Origin of the sequence: Paenibacillus sp. RC21 (assembly GCF_044907935.1) — a bacterium.
In the GTDB taxonomy this organism is placed as follows: Bacteria; Bacillota; Bacilli; order Paenibacillales; family Paenibacillaceae; genus Paenibacillus; species Paenibacillus terrae_A.
Genome location: NZ_JBIYCS010000003.1, coordinates 43,745 through 69,048, shown reverse-complemented (window position 1 = coordinate 69,048; position 25,304 = coordinate 43,745). Strand labels below are relative to the sequence as shown.

24 protein-coding genes are annotated in these 25,304 nt (G+C 45.0%); 5 read left to right on the top strand and 19 right to left on the bottom strand.

All coding sequences use genetic code 11. The features are described 5' to 3' along the window. Nucleotides 1–10: 10 nt before the first annotated feature. Both ABIA61_RS10075 and ABIA61_RS10070 read right to left on the bottom strand, forming a co-directional pair. Complete coding sequence (locus ABIA61_RS10075; RefSeq protein WP_404580115.1) at nt 11–2,890, bottom strand: S-layer homology domain-containing protein; 2,880 nt, start codon at nt 2,888–2,890, stop codon at nt 11–13. 488 nt (nt 2,891–3,378) lie between these two features. Beyond that, entirely contained in the window at nt 3,379–4,077 is a 699-nt protein-coding gene (locus ABIA61_RS10070; RefSeq protein ID WP_283654726.1) for a hypothetical protein, read from the bottom strand. A 216-nt stretch (nt 4,078–4,293) separates the two neighbouring features. Here ABIA61_RS10070 and ABIA61_RS10065 point away from each other — a divergent pair, with 216 nt between their 5' ends. Beyond that, on the top strand, nt 4,294–5,022 hold the full coding sequence (locus ABIA61_RS10065) for a GNAT family N-acetyltransferase (RefSeq protein WP_404580672.1): 729 nt from the start codon (nt 4,294–4,296) through the stop codon (nt 5,020–5,022). A 114-nt stretch (nt 5,023–5,136) separates the two neighbouring features. Here the strand turns inward: ABIA61_RS10065 and ABIA61_RS10060 are convergent, their stop codons facing one another. Beyond that, nucleotides 5,137–6,516: an amino acid permease gene (locus ABIA61_RS10060; protein WP_283654724.1), complete on the bottom strand. Its 1,380-nt coding sequence runs from the start codon at nt 6,514–6,516 to the stop codon at nt 5,137–5,139. A 20-nt stretch (nt 6,517–6,536) separates the two neighbouring features. Here ABIA61_RS10060 and ABIA61_RS10055 point away from each other — a divergent pair, with 20 nt between their 5' ends. After that, entirely contained in the window at nt 6,537–6,770 is a 234-nt protein-coding gene (locus ABIA61_RS10055; protein ID WP_404580671.1) for a hypothetical protein, read from the top strand. Nucleotides 6,771–7,029: 259 nt separating this feature from the next. Here ABIA61_RS10055 and ABIA61_RS10050 read toward each other — a convergent pair whose 3' ends face one another. From ABIA61_RS10050 to ABIA61_RS10015, 8 genes are all read right to left on the bottom strand, one after another. Next, a complete protein-coding gene (locus tag ABIA61_RS10050; protein ID WP_404580670.1) occupies nt 7,030–7,200 on the bottom strand; it encodes a helix-turn-helix domain-containing protein in 171 nt (56 codons plus the stop codon). A 351-nt stretch (nt 7,201–7,551) separates the two neighbouring features. After that, a complete protein-coding gene (locus tag ABIA61_RS10045) occupies nt 7,552–7,995 on the bottom strand; it encodes a HEAT repeat domain-containing protein (RefSeq protein ID WP_283654723.1) in 444 nt (147 codons plus the stop codon). A gap of 641 nt (nt 7,996–8,636) precedes the next feature. Further along, nucleotides 8,637–9,161: a VOC family protein gene (locus ABIA61_RS10040; RefSeq protein ID WP_404580669.1), complete on the bottom strand. Its 525-nt coding sequence runs from the start codon at nt 9,159–9,161 to the stop codon at nt 8,637–8,639. 151 nt (nt 9,162–9,312) lie between these two features. Then, nucleotides 9,313–10,275 carry a helix-turn-helix transcriptional regulator gene (locus tag ABIA61_RS10035; RefSeq protein WP_283654721.1) on the bottom strand — a complete coding sequence of 321 codons (963 nt, stop codon included), beginning with the start codon at nt 10,273–10,275 and terminating at the stop codon, nt 9,313–9,315. Further along, nucleotides 10,262–11,965 (bottom strand): 23S rRNA (uracil(1939)-C(5))-methyltransferase RlmD, encoded by a 1,704-nt coding sequence (rlmD, locus tag ABIA61_RS10030; RefSeq protein WP_404580668.1) that lies wholly within the window; start codon nt 11,963–11,965, stop codon nt 10,262–10,264. The genes ABIA61_RS10035 and rlmD overlap by 14 nt, the downstream gene beginning before the upstream one ends. 249 nt (nt 11,966–12,214) lie before the next feature. Then, nucleotides 12,215–13,096, bottom strand: a complete 882-nt coding sequence (locus ABIA61_RS10025; protein ID WP_404580667.1) for a diacylglycerol kinase — start codon at nt 13,094–13,096, stop codon at nt 12,215–12,217. A gap of 185 nt (nt 13,097–13,281) precedes the next feature. Further along, nucleotides 13,282–14,055, bottom strand: a complete 774-nt coding sequence (locus tag ABIA61_RS10020; RefSeq protein ID WP_404580666.1) for a sirohydrochlorin chelatase — start codon at nt 14,053–14,055, stop codon at nt 13,282–13,284. Beyond that, on the bottom strand, nt 14,055–14,345 hold the full coding sequence (locus tag ABIA61_RS10015) for a YerC/YecD family TrpR-related protein (protein WP_014279885.1): 291 nt from the start codon (nt 14,343–14,345) through the stop codon (nt 14,055–14,057). Before ABIA61_RS10015 ends, ABIA61_RS10020 begins: the two co-directional genes overlap by 1 nt. Nucleotides 14,346–14,573: 228 nt before the next feature. On the opposite strand from ABIA61_RS10015, the gene ABIA61_RS10010 reads away from it, so the two are divergent. Continuing rightward, the gene (locus tag ABIA61_RS10010; protein WP_404580665.1) at nt 14,574–15,101 is read left to right on the top strand and encodes a tyrosine protein kinase; all 528 of its coding nucleotides are present in this window, start codon (nt 14,574–14,576) and stop codon (nt 15,099–15,101) included. A 6-nt stretch (nt 15,102–15,107) separates the two neighbouring features. Here ABIA61_RS10010 and corA read toward each other — a convergent pair whose 3' ends face one another. The 7 genes from corA to ABIA61_RS09975 all read right to left on the bottom strand — a co-directional run bounded on the left by corA (nt 15,108) and on the right by ABIA61_RS09975 (nt 22,509). Beyond that, nucleotides 15,108–16,067 (bottom strand): magnesium/cobalt transporter CorA, encoded by a 960-nt coding sequence (gene corA / locus ABIA61_RS10005; protein ID WP_044647044.1) that lies wholly within the window; start codon nt 16,065–16,067, stop codon nt 15,108–15,110. A gap of 256 nt (nt 16,068–16,323) precedes the next feature. Next, nucleotides 16,324–16,758, bottom strand: a complete 435-nt coding sequence (locus ABIA61_RS10000; RefSeq protein WP_283654717.1) for a GNAT family N-acetyltransferase — start codon at nt 16,756–16,758, stop codon at nt 16,324–16,326. A 426-nt stretch (nt 16,759–17,184) separates the two neighbouring features. Then, nucleotides 17,185–17,913, bottom strand: coding sequence for an amino acid ABC transporter ATP-binding protein (locus tag ABIA61_RS09995; RefSeq protein ID WP_014279880.1), 729 nt, complete (start codon nt 17,911–17,913; stop codon nt 17,185–17,187). After that, entirely contained in the window at nt 17,906–19,354 is a 1,449-nt protein-coding gene (locus ABIA61_RS09990; protein WP_404521048.1) for an amino acid ABC transporter substrate-binding protein/permease, read from the bottom strand. Before ABIA61_RS09990 ends, ABIA61_RS09995 begins: the two co-directional genes overlap by 8 nt. 243 nt (nt 19,355–19,597) lie before the next feature. Then, on the bottom strand, nt 19,598–20,587 hold the full coding sequence (locus ABIA61_RS09985; RefSeq protein ID WP_283654716.1) for an inorganic phosphate transporter: 990 nt from the start codon (nt 20,585–20,587) through the stop codon (nt 19,598–19,600). A 14-nt stretch (nt 20,588–20,601) separates the two neighbouring features. Next, on the bottom strand, nt 20,602–21,216 hold the full coding sequence (locus ABIA61_RS09980) for a DUF47 domain-containing protein (RefSeq protein ID WP_014279877.1): 615 nt from the start codon (nt 21,214–21,216) through the stop codon (nt 20,602–20,604). 192 nt (nt 21,217–21,408) lie between these two features. After that, nucleotides 21,409–22,509: a DUF3048 domain-containing protein gene (locus ABIA61_RS09975; protein WP_404580664.1), complete on the bottom strand. Its 1,101-nt coding sequence runs from the start codon at nt 22,507–22,509 to the stop codon at nt 21,409–21,411. A gap of 243 nt (nt 22,510–22,752) precedes the next feature. Here ABIA61_RS09975 and ABIA61_RS09970 point away from each other — a divergent pair, with 243 nt between their 5' ends. Further along, nucleotides 22,753–23,271, top strand: a complete 519-nt coding sequence (locus tag ABIA61_RS09970) for a DoxX family membrane protein (protein ID WP_404521046.1) — start codon at nt 22,753–22,755, stop codon at nt 23,269–23,271. A 190-nt stretch (nt 23,272–23,461) separates the two neighbouring features. After that, nucleotides 23,462–24,388 (top strand): hypothetical protein, encoded by a 927-nt coding sequence (locus tag ABIA61_RS09965; protein ID WP_404580663.1) that lies wholly within the window; start codon nt 23,462–23,464, stop codon nt 24,386–24,388. A 101-nt stretch (nt 24,389–24,489) separates the two neighbouring features. On the opposite strand, the gene ABIA61_RS09960 is transcribed toward ABIA61_RS09965, so the two are convergent. After that, entirely contained in the window at nt 24,490–25,281 is a 792-nt protein-coding gene (locus ABIA61_RS09960; RefSeq protein WP_404521044.1) for a dioxygenase family protein, read from the bottom strand. Nucleotides 25,282–25,304: the final 23 nt, after the last annotated feature.

Sequence of the window (25,304 nt, the reverse complement as noted above, 5' to 3'; positions counted from 1 at the left end):
GTTCTTGTTCTTACTGATAGTTCACTTCTTCTGCGAAGTAAATCTCCTTCAAACGATCCTTAACGCGCTGAATTTCCTCTGCTGTTAACGGAGCCGTAGGCTTTAGCTTGAAGTTTCTTCCGGTGACATAGCTTACATCCGTGTTCCTATCCAGGTTGAATGGTGTTTTGGGAACCGGATTTCGGGTATAGTCGGTAAAATCAATAATGGACCATGCCGTATCTCCATCCTCCTTGGATAAAATGATCCGCTGTGAAGCATTTTCAGTCCACAAGTAACGCAGATTGGCTGGTGAATTATTGGAGTCCATAACTGCCTTAATGCCGGAACCCCTAAACATGAGCGAAAATTCCGTATGATCATTATTCGATCCAGCTAACGATTCATAAATCTGTTTCAGCCCGTCCACTCCCACAATCTCGACCTCGCGGTCAGCAGGGAAGTGATTCACAAAGTTCTCCCATATTTGAGACATGTTATGGTTCTTGGCAAGCCAGTTGATGTCCAAAATAATGGACATGTAGTTTACCGTATTTAAACGTTGATACGGGTTATCTAAATATTGCTGTGCTATATACAGTTGTGGTGCCGCATCCGTTTCAGTCACATATGGGTCGCCTGGATGGAGAGTCCAGCGTGAGGAATCCTTTGTATAGCGTGATCCAATGGGATCAATCGTAATCGAGTTCATAAACACGATACCACTATTATTTGCAAGCCCCTGTGCTGGAACAATCGGATTATCCTTATTGGACCAGTAAGGCATCAAAGGTGAACCTTCACCATACATGCTGTTAACATTATACTGTGTAGCCGACCACCCCATCGCTGAAGTGATCTTAAAATGATCTTTAAGCCATTGGGCCTGCTCAGGGTTCACCGTAAAACTGGTCAATGATTTAGGCAGATACTTCCGGTATTGGTCTGTATCCATGCTTTCAAACACCGAAGGTGATCCCAACGACCCGGATTGGTGCAGCTCATTGAGTGCATTATAACGATACATATACAACCACTCGTTCATCCGTGCTTCCCATTCAGGGAGTGCGTACAGATTATTCGGATACCCGTCCAAAATCCCGACTTCATCACCGTACTGATCCACATATTCCAAAACCTTTTTAAGCTGCGGGCGATTCGTTTCTACAAAAACAAATCTATTTTCCATGGCCCAGGTCACTTTTAAGTTGGGGCCAAATTGATCCATCAGCAATTGACGAGCCTGCTCAATTTGGTCTACCGTGGTCGTACTGCCCGCATCTTGTCCCTGTAGCATCATTGAGACAGCAAAATATTGCTTTTTGCGCTCTCCCGGTACTACCGTTAACTCGGCATCGGTTATGAAGTGAATTCCCTGAGATGGTGATTCAACCTCGATCTTGAATGGAATGACAGAGTTCACTGTAGGAATCAGATGCAGATTGGCAATATGTCCATCCTCGTCAAATATGCCTCTGGAATCCTCTATCCGAAGCTTCAAGTCTGACGGCAACAAACCTGGCGGTATGACCTCTCCCTTTGCATTTTGAAATACATAGGGCATACTCCAGGCTACAGGGTCTAGAGTAGTGGCCTGTGAAATGGTGTATGTCGCCAAGTATACGGAACTGATTACACTCGGGTCCTCTACTGGAGGAGTCTTCCCTTTCACGATCAGCTTGGTCTGTGCTTTAAGTACCCGATAGGGTTTGGCAATTGTGACTTCTATCTCTACAGGGATGTAACCATCAGCATCAGGAATATTTTGGGAACGCGCGATTTTCCCTTGTTCATCAAAAACACCTAATGTATCACTAAATGTGTAAGTGACACTTGTGACGCTGACATCGGGAATGCTTACCAAGCGTCCTTCATTGTATAGCTGAAAGGACAGCTGATATGCAGGATACGTTTCCGGTTGATTTACCAACTCCGGCGCCTTGATTACAACCTCATCCACTACAAAATCCGAGGAATGATCCGGTGGAATCACCGGTGGTTTCGGTTTCGGTCCCGGTGGCGGCGGCGTTACTGGCGGTATTACTGGCGGTGTCTCTGGTGGTTTAGGGCCAGGTCCCGGTGGTATAACTGGCGGTTCAGGCTTCGGCTCTGTTGGTGTTATCGGCGAGTCCGGTGGATCGGGCCTTGGACTATGGCTTTTAGGCTCTTCGATTTCTGGATTCGCACGCTGGTGACTAATTTCCGGCGCCAGGTCGACCACTACCTTCTTCGATTCTGGTAGGCTGATCGGCTGATTTGTCGTTGCTGCTCCATTTCCTAATGACTCCAGCAAACGCTTGGCACGTTCTCTCAGATCGTCACCGCCTAGCCATATCCGATAAGCAACCAGTGTAGCATCCTGCCGTTTCACAGACTCTTTGGGGTGGAAATAGTGATTTGTATCCCCCTCCATCAGTTCCAACCGTTCCATCAGCCATACGCTCGTTTGTGCATAGTCTGATATATCAGACTGATCCACAAAACTGGATATACTGGAAGCGCGGGTATCTTCAGAAACACCGAAATACCTGGCATACCAAACTGCCATATCCTGGCGAGTCATATTGTGCTTTGCACCGAATAACTGATCACTAATTCCTTTGGTAATGTTCTCTTCCTGCAGGGTCTGCACATAAGATAAAGCCCACGGCGACACATCTGTAAAAGGAACAACACTTCTGGTGTTCGACGTTCGTTTTACGGTTTTAGCAAAGATACTCGCCCACTCCTGCCGCGAAATAAAATCTATGGGCCGGAAGCTGCCATCGTGATAACCAGTAACAACCCCTTGAGAAGCCATGGCTTCAATCGCATCAGCAGCGTAGGAATGCTCAATATCGTTAAAGGCCCTGTCTGCAAAAACAGGTACAGTATGTACGCAGAACAACCAAACAGCTAGTAAACCAGCCATGTACCGCCTAATTCGTTGTAACTCTTTTTTACATTTCATAAGATTCTAGAGCATTTCCCCTCCTTTATGATGTAATACCAGATCACTTCCCCCTGTGCTCCTTTTCATTTGTGAAAATTATCTCTTTTGTTTTCAAACGAATTCTCATAATCAGTGACACCAAACTGTATATACTTGAATTATCGGAATAATCTCCCTAGGTTTGAATAAAGACAGTAAAAAAAGTCGCTTTAGGTATGCTGTATAATCCGTTAAATCGTCATTATTTTAAAGCCATATATCCCGATCATTTAAAATGGTTTTCATTGGAAATCAAATTTTCAACCCTTTTCTTCCATCACTGTATGTTCTCATTGCCAGCGTAGAAATAAAAAAGATAACATCATGTATATAGTCCCGGATGGGTATACACTATGTTATCTCTACTATTGCAGATCACTCTCACTTACTTATTTGGATCACTTATTAGCCATCCTATATCATCTGGGTTATTCTTTTGTAATAGCACCATTAAAAACATAATAGTAACTCTCTGAAATCCCATCTTGCGGATAAGCTGCAGGATCTTCGCTTGTTACTTGGCCTACAAGCTCCCGATTTATAAACGTGTGAGGTCCTTCCTCTATTAGCGCTTCAGCAGACATACCACTGATAGGTCTTACGGTACTGGACCAGAATGTAACTAAATATATATCGTCAGGATTAAATTGAAAGCGTCCTTCACTTGATGTCCCCTCATAAAACAGCTCAGACAAAGAAGTCGCTTCTGACCCTCTCATAAAAATTCGAATATCACTAGTTCCATTCCATCTATGAGGAATTCCACCTCTGGGATTGATATACTCTACAACCTCAGGCTCTTGATCGCGAAGAAAATCAGTAACTGTAAATTTGTAAACCGCATCCGTTATGCTTACGGTTACAACTCCAGTTGTTTTCCCCGTTTTATAGCCGCTGAAATCTCCATACACATTTGGGGTTTGGCTTAAAGCGGCAAAAAAACTTTCCTGATCCATATATTCTATTCTTCCAGGTACTGCAGTCAATCTATATGTCTTCACCTCAGTACCCTTGTACTTGTCCCAAGTATATTCTGTGGTAGCTGCGTAAGATACCCCGCCGTTCCAGCCCAATGATGCTACTACTAGCAAGGCTAACATCAAGAGCAATGACCATTTTTTCAACATCTTCCCCTTAACCCCTCTCCATTTGCACTCCAATTATTTAATAAAATTATAGCTTCTCTAAAATTCTATTAACAGTTAAAATTTAGAAGAAAGTATAGATAATTTATGTCCTTTGTATATTGGCTAGACCTAAACAAAATTAGTGCTTTCTTTCTATTTCTTTTTGGCTTATTATTCGTTAGTATGTATTATTATTCATTTGTATGGAGGATACCTATGAACCTTAAAATGATTGAAGAGCTATCCTTGAACAACTGGCAGCCCCTGTCCACTTTGCTTTACGATGGATGGATTTTGCGCTTTGCAGATGGTTATACCAAACGTGCCAACTCGATTCATTATTCAACCTTTGACCTCGATCATAAAATTGAAGAGTGTGAGAGCTTATATTTCAATCGTAACTTGCCCGCAACCTATAAAATCACTCCCTTTATCCATCCTGAGCATTTAGATCGCATTTTAGAGGAAAAGGGCTATTCCCTCATTGACCCAACAAGTGTTCAAACCTTGAAGCTGGATAACCTAAGCAGCCCCCAACTAAATTCGGTGAACATAGATGAACATATGAATGAAGAATGGTTAGCGCATTTTTGCAGACTTAATCGTGTGGAAGTTCATCATAAGGGTATCATGGAACGCATGTTATCTAATATCATAACGAAGAAAGGGTTTATCTCGCTTTATGACAACAATCAAGTTATTGCTTGCGGTCTTGGAATTATCGAAAGAGAGTATCTAGGTTTATACGATATTGTGACCGATTTAAATTACAGAAATCAGGGCTTCGGGGAACAAATGATATTACATTTGCTCAAATGGGGACAAGAGCATGGGGCCAGACACAGCTATTTAGCCGTTGTAGCCGATAATAAACCTGCACAACGGCTTTATGCCAAACTGGGATACTCGGAAGTTTATACGTATTGGTATAGGGTTAAAGCTTGAGCCGTTTTTCCGTTTCCGAAGTAAGCTGCTTTTACCTTGGCAAAAGAAAAACCGAGCGAACTCAGGGAGTAACCTGAATCTCGCTCGGCGTGATCTCTGCATTTTAGCAGCCTTCTATTTCTTATCTAATTCTTCAATTCTCTGCCGCTTTCCTATGCCAAAGACAAAATAGCCGACAATGACGATTGCCATGAATGATGCTCCGACAATCAGTGACGTACGCGTGTCTGGATTGAACCACATTCCAACGATCACCAGGGACAAGAAGATAATGGTGATGTAGTTACTGATCGGGAAAAAACGAGACTTGAAGGGATGATTTTCCATTTCGTTCTTCCACTTTTTCCTGAATTTAAATTGGCTGATTGCCATTGCAAACCACGGTACCATGCCTGGAAGAACACTGGCGCTATAAATATACAGGAACAGCTTGGAATCAGGGATTAAGTAATTAAACAGCACTCCCACCAGCAGCAAGGAAATGGTCGCAATAATACTATTTCTGGGAACCCCGCTTTCGGAAACTTTCCCAAAGAACTTGGGGGCTTGTCCGTTTTTAGACAATGTATATAGCATTCTTCCAGCACTGTAAATCCCGCTGTTGCAGCCTGACATCGCGGCTGTGAGAACAACGAAATTGATGATACCCGCAGCGGCAACAATCCCTACTTTGGCAAAGGTTAGAACGAAAGGACTGCCGATCTCGCCAATTTGGTTCCAAGGATAGATCGTAACAATAACAAAGATCGCACCCACGTAAAAAATCAGAATACGCCAGATAATATTCTTAATGGCTTTTCGCAGCGTCATTTTCGGATTTTCTGCTTCACCCGCCGTAATGCCCACCATCTCTATACCCTGATAAGCGGCCGTTACAATACAGAGCGCAAATAAAAATCCTTTTAAACCACCTGCAAAAAAACCGCCATGGCTGTACAGATTGGAGAGACCGATCGGTTGCCCGCCGTTCCCCAGGCCAAAGAAGATCATACCCGTGCCAATAATCAGCATAAAGATAATGGCGACAATCTTAATCATGGCAAACCAAAATTCAAATTCTCCATAAAATTTCACAGCCGCCAAATTGGCTAACGCAATAATGATGACACCTGCCAAGGCTGGTAGCCATTGCGGAATGTCAGGGAACCAATAGCCCACGTACACCCCAATGGCAGTAACCTCCGCCATCCCTACAGTAACCCATAAAAACCAATAGCTCCAAGCGGTCAAAAAACCGGCCAAAGGGCTAATATATTTATGTGCAAAAGTAGCGAATGAGCCTGTCACCGGTTCGAGAATCAGCATTTCTCCCATCATCCGCATGACAAAAAACATAATAATCCCGGCTAAGAGATAGGCCAACAGCACAGAAGGCCCCGCCCATTTTATCGTACTTGCTGACCCCATAAACAAGCCAACGCCAATGGTGCCTCCAAGCGCAATCAGCTCAACATGCCGTGGCTTTAGCCCTCTCGTTAATTGTTTCGATTCCAAAAAAACGCTCCCCTTCGTATATGTTCATCATCAAACTGAAAGATATGGAAAACAGCCCCTATCCCAAAAAGGATATCGAGATATCAGGCTGCCGTGATGCTGATTTTGCCAATATAGAGATACTTCATCATCCGAGTGCGCACAAGGAAATCACGTCCAAATATGAATCAAGCCTTGCTGTTCCTGAGTCCGACCCTGTAGCAATGAAAGAATTGTATGACAAAAAAAACGGAAAATCAACACTTGTTAATTAACCAATGGTTAAAGAATAATGGTAAAAAATAGAGGAGCAAATTTGTCGTTGCAACAGCTTATTCACTATGACCACGCTTAGAGCTAATATATTTCACGGAAACGTGTTTATCAACGACAAACTTCACTATTACACCATCAAAAATGATCATTTTCCTACAATTTATCTACAGATAATTCTTAGTTGCTTTCTTTGCATTCCTGATATGTATTTCATAGCTTGCTCAAAAAGTATTCCTTTAACGTTATAGAATAGAAATATTATTGGTTTGTATCTTTCACATACTTGAGCAATTCTCCAGGCTGGCAATCCAGCGCAGCACAAATACGGTCAAGTGTATCCAATGTAATGGATTTAACGTCTGCCCCACCGTCAGACACCCACTGACTTATCGTATTGGGGCGTATCCCTGATTTTTTTTGCCAAAGCATACATCGTCATTTCCCTGTCTTTCAGCATTTCATCGACCATAAACTTTATCATTTATATACATCCTCAGTTCATTTTATTTTGAAGAAATATAATAACCATAAATTATCTAATACCGAGTCGGAATACATTCAATTCTCCAATGAATGTGACCCATATTTCAAAGAAATTCGGCAATTAAATAAGATGTAACACATTAAAAATCACACAAACGAGGAAAAGATACAAACATACCCACTCCCAATATCATAAGTAAAAAAACCTTAACAAAGATAACCCCTTATCCCTGTTAAGGTTTTGTCTGCATTACCAGTAACAATCCTTAAAATACATTCAGTTGTAGGATTCCGACATTATCTTGTGGATAACGAAGCCCATTTTTGCTCCAGCCACTGATCAAACTCAGCACCCTTGTCACCTTCATAGACGTCAAAAATATCGACTCTCATCTTGTGCAACTTCTCGCGAAAATCGTTATAGGTATGGTCGGCTGGCAGGCTTTTTTTAATCCGCACCAGGATCTTCGTCAAGCCCTTAACAAGCTCACCCTCTTTGCGCACAGGGGGCTGTACATTCTCGCCCCATTCCTGAAGCTTGCGGTAAGCGGCTTCCTGAACGGCATATACCGTATCATTATTCAATCGGTGTGTTAGCACGTCAATCGTCTGTTGGTTCTTCCATGCACCCAGATCATTCACCGCAGCTAGACGCGTTTTCCAATCGGAGGTTCGGTTTACGGCTACTTTAAGCTGCTCATATACTTCTGTAAATTCCTGTTGAGTTTCGTTGTTTTCCAAAATAATCTCATCCTTTTCTATATCTGAGTCAATCTATATTCGATCCTATAACGGTTCCACCATCAGAACGCTTTGTTCACCTGTTCTTCAACCCTGTGACTTTACTAAAAAATCACTCCATTTGATGTTTATCATGATTGCCGTTTGTTAAATATAACATACTTGCAGGTCTTCTTCATATCTCGAACCATCTTCTTTATTTACAAACTTACGTGGAAAGTTAAATTGAGCTGTTGATTGGTCAGGCTTTCTTGGTTTGTATCACCAGAATTCATACAAAACTTCATCTATCCATCTGCATTTTTAGTTGGAGTAGCACAAGCTTTTATGAAAACATATGTTCGTTTATAATTAGTGGGTTGAAAAATATATTCAGCATGAAAAGAGGAGATTCATATAACCATTCATTATAGACATACAAAAGAAGACGTGAATAGCTCACGTCCTCATTTCGTCCCCAACGAACCCCTCTACTCACTCTACACCCTTATATACCAAGCGTGCGATGCTCTCCACATGCCTTGTGGCGGTGATCATGATGCCATATGAAGCTGGTAGCCCCTTGGCGACACGGTATATTTTCGAAGGGTTGCTTTTTCAACCTTAAAATTTAACACTTTTTATCAAGACAGTTATTGCATTTATTCTCCACTAAAGCTTTTGGCCCATTCAGCAACCCTCCGACTACTTTCTTCTTCTGACAAATCCTCAATCCTAGCCATAATAGACCATCTTACTCCAAAAGGATCCAATATACTTCCGAATCGATCACCTGAAACAAAGCTTACAACCGGTTCCCTTACTTTTGCTCCTCTTGCTACCGCATTTTCAAGTACCTGATCAACATTAATTACGTAAATTCCTAAAGAATAACACGCATTGTCTTCATCTGGCGGCAAGGCCAATTTATATGCCGGATTCGCTGCTCCCAGCTGCAAAAAACCATTTCCAAAATCTAATTCCGCATGAGCAATTATTTTATCGCCATTTCCATCAGGATATTCAGTAATATCCTTAACCCTTGCATTAAAAACAGTTTTATAGAACTCTATTGCCTCAGAAGGATTCTTCACTGTTATAAATGGGGTAATAGATGTAAAGCCGTTGGGTGTTCCATTCTTTGTATATTTACCTGACACTCCCATATATTCTCTGCTTTCAGTCATTTTTACTCCTCCTTTAAATGATCATAACATATCAATTTTATGCTTATACCTTCATTGGATAATTCATCAAGTGATACCAACTTTCCATCGGTAATCAATGATTATCATCATTATAAAATAGCTTCACTGACATCTGCTGTCAGTGAAGCTATTAAAGTTGATAATATTCCATTAACTCCGACGCAACAGCAACAAGTTTTTCCTTCAAACTCTGTGGTTCGATTACTTGAATGGATTTCCCGTAGGATAGAAGAAAATAAGGGACATATATATGAATTGATTTTTCCTCAAGTAAAAAGATTGCTTGATCTGATGTCCGCTCTTTCAGATGATGCCCCATAAACCAATGCAGGCATAAGTCATCCAATGCCTCTGACCTGCCCCCGATAATTAAAGAAATTAACCCGTCCTTGCCCACTAAATCAGGTAACAGATTTTGCATAAAAAATTCACGGGCCGAAAAAGCTTCGGGACGCTTAAATATGATTTGAGTACGCTTGATTTGTAGAATTCGATCTGCCCGAAAGCTGCGGATCTCATTCCTTAGGTGGCAAAATGCAACAGTATACCATTTATTGTTCCAGTAGACCATTCCATAGGGGTCTATCACCCTATTCTTGGGTTGTTCTTCATGGCTTGTGCGATAATCAATTTCTACAGAGAATTCGTTTGCTACAGCCTGCTCCAATTCCGCCAATACCGGCTGAACAGAAGGGTCTCCCATGCGGTTTATAACTTCAAATCCGGCTAAATGACGGCTAAGTATACTTTCCTGCTCCTGATTCGAATACATTTTCAATTTTGATGTCGCATTGCCTAACGCCTCACTCAAAGGGTATCCGGCTTCTTTTGCAAAAACAGCAGCATGAAGGAGTGCCTTTTTTTCTTCAATATCAAATAGCAGAGGTGCTCTGATAAAATTATTCAGCAAGCTATACCCGCCATTATGACCTGTGTCGGATATTATAGGCACTCCACTGGCACATAGTGCATCAATATACCGATAAACTGTCCTTATATTTATTTCTAACTTTTCGGATATTTGTTTTGCAGTCATTTTTACGCCTGAATTCAGCATCCATAGAATGGCCAGCATATTATCATTTTTTGGCATAAGATGAATCCTCATCTTTTATTTTCCAACAATCTTTCAACCTTTCAATCCTCACAACAGCCTCCACATGCACCGTATGCGGGAACATGTCTACGGGCTGAACCTCCACCGTTCTATACCCTCCATCCTCCAGTATCCTTAAATCCCGTGCCAGCGTGCTCGGATTGCAGGATACATAGACCACGCGCTCTGGCTTCATCTCCAGAATGGTTTCGAGCAGGCGAGGATCGCAGCCCTTGCGGGGTGGATCGACGACGATGACGTCGGCTGTGATGCCTTGCTCTTTCCATGCGGGGATGACGTCTTCGGACGCGCCTACCTCAAACTTCACATTGCGCATATTGTTCAACAGCGCATTACTCCGTGCATCCTCAATAGCTTCTTTGACGATCTCCACTCCGTATACCTGATCCGCATGTTGAGCGAGGAACAAGGAAATGGTGCCGATACCGCAGTATGCGTCGATCACCGTTTCTTTACCCGTGAGTCCGGCATATTCGACGGTTTTGCTATACAGCACTTCGGTTTGAACGGGGTTCACCTGATAAAAGGACCTCGCGGAAATAGCAAATTGGACGTTTCCGATGTAATCATAGATCACGTCACGGCCCCATAGTACACGGGTTTCGTCGCCAAAAATAACGTTCGTTCGCTTGGTATTCACGTTCTGGCAAATGCTTGCCACGTGTGGGATATGCTCACGAATACTGCCGATCCAGGCATCTGCGTGCGGGATATCTCGTCCATTCGTGACGAGGACCAGCATCATTTCACCTGTATGAAAAGCAGTCTTGACGACGACATGGCGCAGTAGTCCGCGTCCGGTTTCTTCATTATATGCGCTGATGCCCAGCGTCCGCCCAATCTCTTTAACATGTGCAACGACCTCGTCGTTACGCTCGTCCTGAATGAGACAGGTGTCCATATCCACGATACGATGACTGCCACGTGCGTAGAAGCCGCCGACAAGTCCGCCTTCGGTGACGCCGATCGGCACTTGGGCTTTGTTGCGGTATCTCCACGGCTCGCTCATGCCCAGCGCAGGAAGTACCTTTACAGCAGCTTGCTCACCTGCAATGGAACCTTCATTTCCCTCCACATTCAGCTTCCCGATACGCTCCAGCACGTCCACGACATGCTGGCGCTTCCAGCCTAGCTGCGCTTCGTAGCTCATATGCTGGATCTGACAGCCGCCGCACTGATCGTAGATGGCGCAGGGAGCTGCAATCCGGTCAGGGCTTGCCTGTACGATATCCAGAAGTTTGGCATAGCCATACTGCTTTTTCGTTTTCAGCACCTTTATCCGCACCTTTTCACCCGGCAACGCGCCTGGAACGAACAGCGTAAAACCCTCAACGCGTCCCACACCTTCGCCGTCATGGTTCATGCCAATGATGTCCATCACGGCTTCATCGTTTTTTTGCACAGGCAGATCGGTACACTCTGCGCTGACTCGGTTACGATTGGATGCATCCTGACTCCGTCCACCACCGGAAGAACGACGCGATCCACGTGCCTTTTCCGATGTCTTCCGTTCCCTTTCCTGCGCACTTCCATTTCCGCTTCCAGCTCGAAGCTGTCCTTGTCCTCTTTCACTGTTCATCGGCACGGTCTTTTTCTCCGGCTTCCCTTGAATGGGAGCTGCTGCATTCCGGCGGCTTTTTCCACGTCCGCTACGGTTAGTCGTCATTATAGATGTCACTTCTTTCTGATAATCTTTTCAAACCTGTTTATGCTCATGATTGGCATACAACCCCATATATAATCATACGGTCATCGCTCTACACATTAACACCAATACCGTGAACTCGAAAATGCCGTTACTCCCCACGGAGAACGGCAAGAACCGATATCGTCACAGCGAAAAATAACTTCCAACTCTACATTCCATATACTGTACTGTACTGCGATGAAAAGCGAGAACACTCACCGTCATTCCTTACCGAAAAACATTCAAATGCTGCGGCAAATTACGGAAAGTAGCTGGCAGGGTACCACCCAGTTCGCCATCCAGATTAAGCTGGACATAGCCGGGCGAGGTTACTTCCATGTAATCCGTTTTAAAATAAACAATCTTCTTGTCCTGCAAATGCTCACCACGCAGCGCGAGTGTCACCAACCGGATCATTTCCGCCAAATTACATTTGCGCACAGCGATCACATCGAGCAGCCCATCATCAATGGTCGCGCTGGGCGCCAGCTTTTCGAATCCGCCTACCGAGTTCGTATTAGCAATCAGGAAAAGCATGAACTCGTCGTGTATCACTTCCTGACCCGATGCCTTGATAATCAGTTCTTGTGGGGCAAGGCTGACCATTTTCTCCACACCCTTAAAATAATAAGCCAACTGTCCAATCATCGTTTTCAGCTTACTGGGAACTTCATACGTAAGCTCGGTCAAAGTACCGCCACCCGCGATGTTAATAAAATAGCGGTCATTGGCTTTTCCGATATCCAGCGGCTTCGGATTTTGGCGAATAACCAAATCACAATAATCCTCCCACTGCCTCGGTATGCCCAATGCCCTTGCAAAATCATTCGTCGTCCCTAGCGGGAATACGCCCAAGGGCGGACGGTTTTCCTTTTCGGCCATCCCGTTAATAACTTCGTACAATGTACCATCCCCGCCTGCGGCGATGATCATATCATACCCGCGCTCAATGGCTTCTGCTGTCGCACGAGTTGCATCCCCTTCGCCCGTAGTTGCATGGCAAGAGGCTTCAATACCACCTTCATCCAGACGCTGCAAAATGTCCGCAAGGCGACGCTTCATTTCCTCACGTCCGGAGGTCGGATTATAGATCAATCTAGCACTTTTCATTCCCGTTACGCCACCCGTATATTTAATGATATTTATGTTTATATTCTCATTCATCATATTCACTCTATACAAAATATCATCATACTGGAAAAAGGCCTCTTTTACAATAAAAGAAGCCAACGCTTGCCTAAATACGGAAATTTCAGGCTATGATAAAGCTGTAGCTGAAACAAGCGGCCTGTTGCTCAATCTTGCTTCTGAATTCTTTGCAGCAGTTCACAAATTTGCCCGTTCATCCAGCTTGTGAGCAGGGGATGCGGCAGCAGAGGATCTCCTGAATAACGGAATTCAAGCCCTTGTAATCGTCCAGGAATGATATGACTTGTAAAATATCCCGAGCTTAAAAAAAGCGGTGCCACAATAACATCATGACCCCGCTCCTGCTTCCAATACGCTACCTTATCATATACACTCTCAGGATTCAGCAAGGCGTAGTCCGTTGCGATACTACTCACCCTTTGCACCGTACGGGCTAACGAAGAAATCCCTCGCTCCCAGCGCTGAAAAAAGCCATCATGCACACTGCCATGTCCCACAAGCAAAATAGTCTCTCTCGCAGGGTTGACCGACAATGGGCTAACCTTGTCCCAAACCATGTGAGCCACATCTTCTCCATCATCCAGCGGACTGCCAAAATGCACACGCGCCTTGACTCGAAAAGGCTCCAAATCTGTTTCTTTGTCTGGCGTATCCTTGACTCCCAGCGCATAACTGATCTCGTCTACATGCGTGCTGCCGGACGACATAAATAAGGGCACAACCAGCAAATCTGTCACACCTCGGGCTTCCAAACGGTCAATACCATCCTGGATCAATCTTCCTTTAACCGTTTCCAAAAATGAAACCTCTAAACTCATGTCCTTCGGCAAATGAAGCTTTGCGGCTGCCTGATCCACCTGTTCCACCCAATACGACTCCCTTGAGCCATGGCTAATGACCAGTACCCCAGGGCTTCGCATTAGCGCCCCAGACGCTCAAGTGTCAATTTATACCCGTCATTACCGTAGTTCAAGCAACGTTTAACACGTGAAATCGTAGCTGTGCTGGCACCCGTCTCTGCTTCAATCTGGTTATACGTACTGCCTTTGCCCAGCATACGGGCAACTTCCAGACGTTGAGAGAGGGATTGAATTTCATTAATTGTGCACAAATCATCGAAGAATACATAGCACTCTTCCAAATTTTTTAAAGTTAGGATGGCTTCGAACAATTGATCAATACTTTTATCATTAAGCTTTTTGAGCTGCATGGATTATCATCTCCCAAGGTTACGATCTATCCCCATTGTACCCGAGGAATAGTCGGTTTTTCAAGCGTTAACGATTTCACGCATCACAGAACAGCATTATTTTTCAGCAGGATCGTACTGTGCTTGAGCCCAAATCCGCTTTTATACCTGATTTCGGGACACGCGCCTAAACCCACTGTGCGTTTGTAACATACAGTAGAGTATCAACCTACAAAGGAATGTGATCTCATGCCTGGAAACTACTATCATCGGAGGCCGCCACAGCGTTCCCTTTCCGATCCGTATAATTCATCTTCGTATCCGGGACTCGACACGTACAGCGATGTTCCGCAAGTCGATTCCTCCGGAATCGTGCCTTATGAGGCACCATCAAGTATTACAGAATCCGCCGCCGTGGTCACACCTGATCCGATCCCGGCCAAAGGAGGACTGCTCGGCGGTCTCGGCAACCTTGGTAACCTTCCCAATCTCGGCGAAATTAAAGGCATCATTGACCGTATGGGCGGTATTGACGGGATTGTTGCTACTTTCGGCAAGGTACAAAAGGTCATGTCCAGCGTGCAGCAGTTTGCTCCGATGGCGAAGCTGATAATGGGCGCGCTCCCAGCATTCGGCAAATCCGCGGGCAAAAATTCTGCAACGGAAATCGCCGAGGAATTGGATGAATACACACCACCGCGCCCACGCCGGAAAAAGACGCAGCGCAAAAGCACCACTACCCCGCGCAGACGTCCGCGCAAGCGCAAAAGAAAGTAGGTTATTTTATTTGAACCAGCCCCGACGCATAAACCAGATTACCATCGCTGCACTTAATATGAACATAAAGAACAGCACTCCAAAATAACCATATTTCCAGCCCAGCTCGGGCATATACGAAAAATTCATACCATAGATACCCGCAATCAGCGTCAAGGGCATAAAAACAGTCGTAATGACGGTCAGTGTCTTCATGATTGAATTCATACGGTTGGAATTTAGCGAAATATAACTGTCTCTCAGGTCGGCTGTCATCTCGCGGTCGGCCTCCAGCATGTCGGTCAGCTTCAGCAGATGGTCATAAATATCCGTAAAATAGGCCATATGCTCCCCTTTACCCTGCACATGCTGCGAATTAAGGACCCTGTACATCAAATCCCGCATCGGCACAATTGTACGGCGCAGCTTGAGCAGCCTGCCTCGCAGAGCAAATACCTGCTTCATCAAGTCCTCCACCGATTCACGCCCGCCCAGGCCCTCCAGCTCTGCCAGCTCATCCTCAATCATGAACAAACTCGGGAAATAGTTATCCACCAGCTTGTCCACCACCGTATAAGCCGCAGCCAGCGGCCCACGCGACCAAATTTTGCGTTCATTGGCATGCTGGACAATCCGTTCCCAAGCCTGATCCAGCTCCTCCAGTTCATGATGATGGTATGTCACCAAGAAACGGCTGCTAATGAACATATCCACTTCTTCCGCATCCAATGTATCTACATCCAGCGCATGTACCACCAGAAACTGCACATCCTCATAATAGTCCAGTTTCGGACGTTGCAGAACATGCAAACAATCCTCCACAGCCAACGGATGAAAATGGAAATAACTCGTCAGAAGCTCTGATTCATGATCGGTAGGCTCGCTAAAATCCACCCACATCCATATATAATCCTCCATGACGATCTGCTCCAGTGGCAGCCCCACCGTCACCTGATGATCATGGCCTATAACCAATGTACGTATCACCGTACGTCCCCCTCGCCTAACACTACTGTCATTGATTCTATTTACATTGTATATAAGCTATTCAGCGTTATACAAATCTCAAGCCCCATATTCATGCTTCATACAGCAAAATAAAGAAAAGGATATCTCCGGGCCATCACAATCCCCCAAGATATCCTTATAAAATATAAATCCAACTCAAACGATATGTTCCATCTCTCTATCTGATAAGAAGCTAACTTCAGGATTTTGCAAAATCCCCAACTTATAATGATAACTATGCTTCAATTAATTTCACAAAGCCTGTGCTTGTCGCTTCATAGCCTAACCGTCGATAAAATTGATGCGCATCCTGTCGCTCACTCCGATTACCGCTGTTCAAAGCAATGGCAACCAAACCTTTTTCTTTTGCCCAAGCTTCCACTTCCTGATTTAGCGCCTTGCCGATGCCTTTATTACGATGTTTCGAATCCATCACAAAAACAACGATACGCGCATAATCTTCATTTCTTTCATAAAAGATATCATAGTGTAGCCCAACCATCCCAACCACTTCCCCTTCAATTTCAGCAACCAGGGTATGATAGTCAGGATTAGAAGCGATACGATCATATCTCTGCTTCATATCTTCAACTGATGTAGGATAACCAAGCTCCTCCATTAAATAAGCCAACGCCGGAATATCCTCTTGTCTAGCAGTCCTGATCTTCAAATTACCCACTCCTTTGAAGGATATACATAAGGATTTATATCAGGTAATAAAGACTCTCTCTTACAATCACAAGAGATCACATCTAGCCATGTACCTACTCACTAAACCACACTTTAACCGAGCCCATTCACTCCCAGCCTACTATCGGCGCAGCAAGCACCGCGCGGCGCCCCTTCCCTTCCACTGCATCCACTCATTCAAAAGTGAGGCAGGCTTTTGACGAAAGGGGGCGATCAGCGAGTAGTAGCGCAGCGGTACATTTGAATCTGAAGAAGCGTCAGCGCTCGCCTTTGCCCCTGAATTTTCACCTTTTCATGTCTTATACAATCCAAAAATTCAGGGGCAACAGCGATCGAAAGATCAAATGGACCGCGGAGCGTTTCACAACGAGCACATCTCACACATTCAACGCAAACCCTGCCCCACTTACAATACTTTCTCCAAGAAACTAATCGTCCGCTCATTTTGCGGATTACCGAATACCTCTTGTGGCGTTCCTTCCTCGACGATGTAGCCTCCGTCCATGAACACGACACGGTCGCTTACTTCGCGTGCAAAACCCATCTCATGCGTCACGATCATCATCGTCATACCTTCACGGGCCAGATCGTTCATGACGCCGAGCACTTCTCCGACCATTTCAGGATCAAGCGCCGAGGTCGGCTCGTCGAACAGCATAATATCCGGGTTCATTGCCAGCGCGCGTGCAATCGCCACGCGCTGCTTTTGACCGCCGGACAACTGTCCTGGCAAGGCATCTGCCTTATCGGACAAGCCCACACGCTCCAGCAGCTTCATGGCCGTCTCCCGGGCCTCTGCCTTGGACTGTTTACCCAATTCTGTTGGCGCAAACATAATGTTCTTGAGCACCGTCATATGCGGAAACAGGTTGAAATGTTGAAACACCATGCCTATATTTTCACGGACCTTGTTAATGTCCACGCTCTTGTCACTCAAGTTGTAGTCATCCACGATGACCTCGCCTGCTGTAATTTCCTCCAGCATATTCATACAACGCAAAAACGTGCTTTTCCCTGAACCCGAGGGGCCAATGACGCAGACAACCTCACCTTCCTGCACTTGCATATCAATGCCTTTCAGCACCTCGTTACTGCCATAGCTTTTTTTCAGGTTCTTGACGATAATTTTACCCACGGCGAACTCTCCCTTCAAGGCGGTTGGAAATTTTGGTCAGGACTGTAATGACGATAAGATACATCACCGCAACCACCAGCCAAATATCAAAGGATTGGAACGTCCGCGCAATAATAATCTTACCCGATTGGGTCAATTCGACCAGGCCAATAACGGACAAAATCGAAGTATCCTTCAACGTAATAACCAACTGATTGATAAACGACGGGATCATGATTTTCACAGCCTGCGGCAAAATGATTTTGAGCATAGCCGTCCGGTATGGCAACCCAAGAGAACGAGCCGCTTCCATTTGTCCCGGATCAATGGACTGAATACCGCCACGGATGATCTCCGTCACATAAGCTCCCGCATTGAGAGACAACGTCAGTACAGCCGCGACAAAGAGCGGCATTTTAAAATCCAGTGCCTGCGGAATCCCAAAGTAAATAAAGAAAGCAAGTACGATCAGCGGAATACCACGGAATACATCGACAAAAACTGTTGCAATACCACGGAACAGTTTATTGTGACTCACCTTCATAAAGCCGAACACCAGACCCAGCACAAAAGCTACCAGCAGGGATACAAGTGTATACAGCAGCGTATTTCCCATTCCTTTGATCAGCGAAGGCAGGGAAGCGGAAATGAGTTCCCAGCGCCCACGTTCAACAGGTGCCGCACCTTTACCGGATTCGCCCAGATACTTGGACATGATTTTGTCATATTCCCCGCTGTTGCGAAGATTCACAAGCCCTGCATTAAATTTCTCCACCAGTTCCTGGTTTTTGCCTTTATTGACAGCGAAACCGTATGAACCACCTTTTTCCTTATCCGTCACAAGCTTGAGTCCATTATTCTGTGTCACTCCGTATGCCAGCACCGGATAATCATCAAAACATGCAACTGAGTTTCCAGTCTTAACCTCATCGTACATTTGAGAGGAATCATCGAACGGAACCGTAGTAAAGCCATATTTGGCCTTAATGGACTCCGCGAACGTGTACCCTTCTGTTCCCGTTTTGACAGCGACACGCTGCCCTTTCAGGTCCTCATAGCGCTTAATCGTATCATTATCCTTACGGACCGCCATGACGACACCTGAATCAAAATACGGTTCAGAAAAATCAAATTTTTGCTTACGTTCATCTGTAATACTCATCCCGGCAATAACGCCGTCCACTTGATTCGTTTCAAGTGCCTGCACTGCCGCATTAAAGCCAAGAGGCTTGATGGTATAGTCAAAATTCTGATCCCTGGCAATAGCAGCCAGCAGATCCATGTCGATTCCGACAAATTTACCATCTACATCTTCAAACTCAAAAGGCGCGAACGTTGTATCCGTGCCGATATCATATTTTGTTTTGTTTTCTGCATGTGCCACTACGCCAAAATTACCGGCCAGGGCAACCACAAAAAACAGACAAATCATGAGTGCTGTTAGTTTTCCAGATTTTTGCATAAGTTCCTCCAGTCAGTTGAACGGTTCAAAGTTTTCTGTTTATTCTACAGGAGTTATTAAAAATTGACTACTTTGATGTCAGATATTTTTTGAAAGATGTTTCATGGACCTGTCTGATCGGGTAAGGTTTAAAGGACCTGTTTTTTGCCCCTGTAATGCCAATAAGCCCCTGCCGCAAAAAGCGGAAGGAAGCTTATTGTGTATCCTATAGTGTGTACTTATTTTCTGAGAAATAATGATGAACTAGAAAAGAATTTTGAAAATCAAACCTGCTAGTAAAGCAGAAATTGGGATAGTAATAACCCAAGTAATGACAATGCGACCAGCCAGCGACCAACGCACAGCGGAAAAACGCTTCGCAGAACCAACACCCAAAATAGCCGAAGTAATGGCATGAGTGGTACTTACTGGTAAATGAAGCAGTGTGGCTGTGAAAATAACCGAAGCTCCGGAAATATCAGCGGCGAAGCCATTGATCGGCTCGATTTTAAAAATCTTGGTGCCCATCGTCTTGATGATCTTCCAGCCCCCAATGGACGTACCGAGCGCCATTGCTGTTGCGGCCGAAATTTTAACCCACATCGGCACTTCAAGATGATCCTGATAACCCGCCGAAACGAGTGCAAATGTGATAATCCCCATTGCCTTTTGGGCATCATTCGTACCGTGCGTGAACGATTGAAGCGCTGCTGTAATGACCTGCATCGTGCGAAAACCTTTGTTCACCGTATGCGGACTGCGACGAGCGAAGATGTATTTTAAAATCATCATTACAATATAACCAATTACAAAAGCAATCAGCGGGGAGAAAATAAGTCCCTCAACAATCCCGATGAAGCCGCTCCAGTTCAATTTCTCTGATCCCGCACCTACATACACAGCCCCGGCCAGCGCACCAATCAAGGCGTGGGAAGAGGATGAAGGAATACCGAACCACCATGTGAGCAGATTCCAGATAATCGCTGCGATCAGTGTCGCAATGACGATATCAATCCCGTTCGTAAGCTTGGTAGGGTCAGCGACACTGCCACCAATCGTCTTGGCAACCCCTGTAAACAATATGGCTCCCAGAAAGTTCATGACCGCAGCCATAATAATCGCACGACGCGGCGTCAACGCACGGGTAGATACCGAGGTTGCGATAGCGTTCGCCGTATCATGAAAACCGTTAATAAAATCAAATGCCAGAGCAAGAAAAATAACAATACCCAATACCAGTAAACTTGTATCCATGTAAAAGGACTCCCTTACGAGTTACGCATAATGATGGATTCCAGCATATTTGCAACATCCTCGCATGAATCCGTTGTCGTTTCAAGGCGTTCGTACAATTCTTTGCGTTTAATCAGTTCAATGGGATCAGTTACAGTTGCAAACAGGTTTTTGATGCAAATACGCAACAGCTCATCCCCCTGATTTTCCAAATCATTCAGGCGAATGGTGTATTCACGGATGGCCAGCAGCTTCTTCTGTGAAAGCAAATGTACAGCCTTCTGAATTTCATAAGCCGACTGACGCAAAATATCAGCGAACTGCACAATATACTCGTCCGGCTCCGTAATGTTGTACATATAAAAACGAGAGGCTGTCGCTTCCAGACCGTCCAGCACATCATCCATGGTCGTTGTCAGTTCCATGATATCGTCGCGTTCCAGCGGCGTAATGAAGGTTTTGTTCAGCTCAGTAATAATCGTGTGTGTGTAATCATCACACTTATTTTCATACTTCTTCATTTCATTAGTAAACAGAACCACATCTTGAAGATTTGAAGTATGTTGGGCAAAATAATCAGCTGCTTGCACGATTGTATCTGCCATATTTTCCAACGTCTCGAAGAATATATCCTTTTTCTTCAATCTCATTAACGATTACCCCTTTACGAAAATATCCGCAACCTGTTTCGACTGCATTAGACAACCTTTGCTATCTTATCACACTCATCAATGTTTTTGTAAAGTTTGTAAAGGCAAATTTCACAATATTAAGTATACATTGCCCGACAAGGAAGTTCATTATCCGACAAATTATATCTAAAAAGGTGGATTATGGATTCCTCACTTTGCTTCTACACTTACATGCTCGTTCAGCGAAACGTCCGCCGGAACCACATGTATATAGGATGTACCCGGTACCAACGGAATTTCAACTCCATTTTTCATAAAACGAATAGCATCACCGGGCGTATGCTGCCACTCGGCGTGTATCAACTTCCCTTGTTGAAACAACATAGCCTCTCCACCGCCTTTAAGCTCAACGCTCAATCGACCTACATCATCCAGCGTTTGGTGCCTGGTGCTCATCACAATGACATTGGCCGCAGAGAGCTGCTTGTTATTGTTTTGATCCACATGTGACTTTTCGTTCACAAAACGCTTATATTGCTGATCTGACGGATCGTAGGTGTAAGATACCTTGTAGCTTTTAAGCAAAAAGCGGATTTGCAAAGATACTGCCTCCCCGTCCCCCATGATCGAAGCTTCACCGGATTTAAGATATTTATATACCGGAACCACCGTCTGCTTGGCGTAGCCTTTACTTTCGCTTCCTTGGCGAAGTCTGTTCACATCTGTGTACAGATTGTGTGGTGGACGGCGATCCTTGCTTCTCCAGAAGTAAGCTCCCCCATTCGAAATCTCATCCAGATGCTCTTTTCGTTGCTGCTGTAAAATCGCATAGGCATCTGTACTTCCCCCGGCGTGTATCGGCAACGCCCCGTAAGTTTCGCCCAGCTCAATCAGATACGGCCGGATGCTGCGGACCGGGCCTATTTTCACATCACCGCCATGACTTTGGAAAAAAGCTACCAAACGTGTAATTCCACCTTCTGCGAGAACTTCATATACCATGTCAGCCTCGCTAAGTCCCGCCTGAGGTCGTGCGGCTGGAGCATTATTAATCATAATTGCAAGCGGTCGTTCCAGAACAGGCTGCTCCACCGGAAGGCCGGTAAGCGGAGCTGTAAATGCCGGAATAGTCGGTTCCTTGGGCGGCTCAAGCGCCTCCGGCTGTGTTTCTTGCTTAACCGGTTGGGGCGCGGGTTCTGATTCACCCGATTTGGACATAGCAGAACAGGACATCATGGTCATACATAGCAAAACCGAGGTCATCACACACAACCATTGGCTTCGATTGAAAATGGGCCCGGACAAATTCATCCCTCCAGTTAGACATTTTTCTCATTATAAGCGTTATTTCCTGTTTTTGTCTTGATTGAAACTCATCATCACTATAGAATACTTATCTGAAGACATTAAAATTTAAAAAATATTCAGACTTTGTGATTTTTATCACAAATAACTGTAACTGAACCTAATACAATAAGGGTGTAGCAGAGATGATCATCCCAAACCAAATGAAATACAACCAACATTATAAGATAAGAAAGAGGAGTGGTTTGAATGTTTAACAACTGGTTGCGTGAAAATAAAGTAGCAATGTGGCTGCTGACTGTAGTACGGGTTTATCTGGGATATGAATGGATGACCCATGGACTTGAGAAGCTGACTGGCGGATTCGATGCAGGCGGATTTATCTCGGGGGCCATTGCTAAGACAGGCGGAGAACATCCCGCTGTACAAGGCTGGTGGGGATCGTTCCTTGAAGCCTTTGCCCTACCTAATGTCGGTCTGTTCAACGTCCTGATCCCACTGGGTGAGTTCCTGGTCGGAGTTGGCCTGCTTCTTGGTACACTGACTACATTAGCTGCCTTGATGGCAATGGTCATGAACTTCTCGTTCCTGTTCTCGGGCACAGTAAGCACCAATGCAATCTACCTGCTGTTTGAAATCTTCCTTGTAGTTGCTGGCGCAAACGCTGGACGGATTGGCTTGGATCGTTGGGTACTTCCCATCCTGCGTGGACTGTTCCGTAAAAATAAAGATACCTTTCCAGCAGACCCCGCTCGAAAAATAGCTTAAGCTACCAAAAAAACAACCGTTACCCTCCGGGCTAATGGTTGTTTTTTTGTGCACTATGCTGCTGACTTTCTTTTATATCCGATTCATCATTTCCCCAAACGTTTACAAGTTGGATACAACCCGGAATGCTCACGATACATTCCCCCTATACACTACAGTTACATCAAAGAAAGCCATGGAGGGTTATATCATGAAAAAAATCACCAAAGCCTACCTCATGCTCGCGACAGTAACTTTCACAGTACAGACTATGGGACTGGGATATCCATCACAAGCCAAAGCGGCAGTATCGACTACGACAACGTCTCAATCGGAAAGTGTGCAAAATATCTCCAACACCTTCGAGCAACTGCTACGTCAACCCGGCAAACTTCCTCAGGCATTCGCTTATTTGCAAAAACACATTCAATCCATTCCAGCCTCTCAAGCCACCATCATGACGCTTCATCTGGAAAATGCACAGACCAAGCAATTGGATTCTTATTCACAAGCCTTATACCCAGCTTCTGTTCAGACCAAAATCAATACTATTTATAAACCCGGCGATTCGTTCACAAATGTAATTAGCCGCACCAAAGATACGAACCTGAAGAAATTACTGACCCAAACCAGAGATGCCGGATACAAACTGGAAACCGCAGAAGGTATGTATTATCCTGTCATAAACTATGAAAAATATAAAGTTTTCGGAAAGCACACCACGGCAGATATCCGCAGCTATATTGACATCATGGCAGTGGAATCTGGACAGGCGGCTACCAAGGATGCCGCACTGCATATCGGATATCAGCAGTTGTCTGGACGGGTGCTGGCACAGGAAGACTTTTTAAACAAATATCCACATTCCAACCGTACACTAGCTGTCAAAGAATTGCATGATCTGTACTATTTCCATACCTTCTACGGCACGAACAATACGCCATTATTCGATTACGATACCAAGAAGATTCTTCCTAACGCTAAAAAAGGATATCAACTGGTAATTCAACACAACAGCGGCTCAGCTAGTCCTTATATACAAAAACTAAAAGCCTTCGTGGCTCTACTGGATCAAAACGGAGATAAACACACTGCACAGGTATCCGACTGGCTGAAAAAGAACGTACCTACTTCCTGATCAAGTTTTACAGGAACACACCATACAGGAACTCATGTTATATACACAAAAGAACTTCCATTCCCACTTGCCATGTGGATTAGGAAGTTCTTTTTTCACATTTACATATCACGTTCTTGACCGAAAGCCCAACAATTGAGACTCAGTGAGCCCAGGACATAGGACTGAAAAAGCTTCTGCGCCGAGCGCTGGTCATCCGCAGCCCCCATCGCGTAAAACAGCGGCGAAAAATGCTCTATCCCATAAGAGGGAACCGCCTGTTTGGCATAAGGAGCCTTTTTATCATATTGGAACAAATGACGTAAATTCCATTCCTGAAGCTGCTGACCGATCCAGTTATCATATTGAACCGCCCAATCTGCTGGCTCATTCGTCTGCTTGAGTGTTCGCAAGTTGTGGACCAATCCGCCGCTACCGATGATCAAAATGCCCTGTTCACGCAACGGTGCCAGCATCCGCCCAATCTCGTATTGCTCCTGCGGAGCGCGCCTGGAATCAATGGAGAGCGGGACGACCGGGATGTCCGCATCAGGATATATATGCCGCAAAACCACCCATGCTCCATGGTCCAGTCCCCGGTTCCGTACCGGCTGGTGGAACAGGTTATGCTGACTGAACAGATGCTCTATCTCCTCATACAGCTTCGGATCGCCTGGTGCAGGGTAATCAAGTGTGTACATTTGTTCAGGAAAGCCATAGAAATCGTGCAACGCTGCATGCTGGTCATCCGCGCCTATGCATTGATCAGCACTATCCCAATGCGCGGAAAAAATGACTATTCCTTTGGGTCGGGGCAGGCTCGCGCCCAGCTCTGCAAGAAAGCTGGTGTATGCGTTGTTTTCTAAAGCTAGTGTTGGTGAACCGTGCGCAACAAAAATTGAGGGTAATGTCATCGCTGCCAACCTCCACACGCCAG

Bases quoted from the DNA above. Each gene is read 5' to 3' on its own strand.
- ABIA61_RS10010 (WP_404580665.1), top strand. From the start codon at position 14,574: ATGCCTGGAAACTACTATCATCGGAGGCCGCCACAGCGTTCCCTTTCC.
- ABIA61_RS10040 (WP_404580669.1), bottom strand. From the start codon at position 9,161: ATGACTGAAAGCAGAGAATATATGGGAGTGTCAGGTAAATATACAAAG.
- ABIA61_RS09990 (WP_404521048.1), bottom strand. From the start codon at position 19,354: ATGCAAAAATCTGGAAAACTAACAGCACTCATGATTTGTCTGTTTTTT.
- ABIA61_RS09965 (WP_404580663.1), top strand. From the start codon at position 23,462: ATGAAAAAAATCACCAAAGCCTACCTCATGCTCGCGACAGTAACTTTC.
- ABIA61_RS10065 (WP_404580672.1), top strand. From the start codon at position 4,294: ATGAACCTTAAAATGATTGAAGAGCTATCCTTGAACAACTGGCAGCCC.
- ABIA61_RS10035 (WP_283654721.1), bottom strand. From the start codon at position 10,275: ATGCCAAAAAATGATAATATGCTGGCCATTCTATGGATGCTGAATTCA.
- ABIA61_RS09985 (WP_283654716.1), bottom strand. From the start codon at position 20,587: ATGGATACAAGTTTACTGGTATTGGGTATTGTTATTTTTCTTGCTCTG.
- ABIA61_RS09975 (WP_404580664.1), bottom strand. From the start codon at position 22,509: ATGAATTTGTCCGGGCCCATTTTCAATCGAAGCCAATGGTTGTGTGTG.
- ABIA61_RS10075 (WP_404580115.1), bottom strand. From the start codon at position 2,890: ATGGCTGGTTTACTAGCTGTTTGGTTGTTCTGCGTACATACTGTACCT.
- ABIA61_RS09970 (WP_404521046.1), top strand. From the start codon at position 22,753: ATGTTTAACAACTGGTTGCGTGAAAATAAAGTAGCAATGTGGCTGCTG.
- ABIA61_RS10055 (WP_404580671.1), top strand. From the start codon at position 6,537: ATGTTCATCATCAAACTGAAAGATATGGAAAACAGCCCCTATCCCAAA.
- rlmD (WP_404580668.1), bottom strand. From the start codon at position 11,965: ATGACGACTAACCGTAGCGGACGTGGAAAAAGCCGCCGGAATGCAGCA.
- ABIA61_RS10050 (WP_404580670.1), bottom strand. From the start codon at position 7,200: ATGCTTTGGCAAAAAAAATCAGGGATACGCCCCAATACGATAAGTCAG.
- ABIA61_RS10070 (WP_283654726.1), bottom strand. From the start codon at position 4,077: ATGTTGAAAAAATGGTCATTGCTCTTGATGTTAGCCTTGCTAGTAGTA.
- ABIA61_RS10020 (WP_404580666.1), bottom strand. From the start codon at position 14,055: ATGCGAAGCCCTGGGGTACTGGTCATTAGCCATGGCTCAAGGGAGTCG.
- ABIA61_RS09980 (WP_014279877.1), bottom strand. From the start codon at position 21,216: ATGAGATTGAAGAAAAAGGATATATTCTTCGAGACGTTGGAAAATATG.
- ABIA61_RS10025 (WP_404580667.1), bottom strand. From the start codon at position 13,096: ATGAAAAGTGCTAGATTGATCTATAATCCGACCTCCGGACGTGAGGAA.
- ABIA61_RS10015 (WP_014279885.1), bottom strand. From the start codon at position 14,345: ATGCAGCTCAAAAAGCTTAATGATAAAAGTATTGATCAATTGTTCGAA.
- ABIA61_RS09960 (WP_404521044.1), bottom strand. From the start codon at position 25,281: ATGACATTACCCTCAATTTTTGTTGCGCACGGTTCACCAACACTAGCT.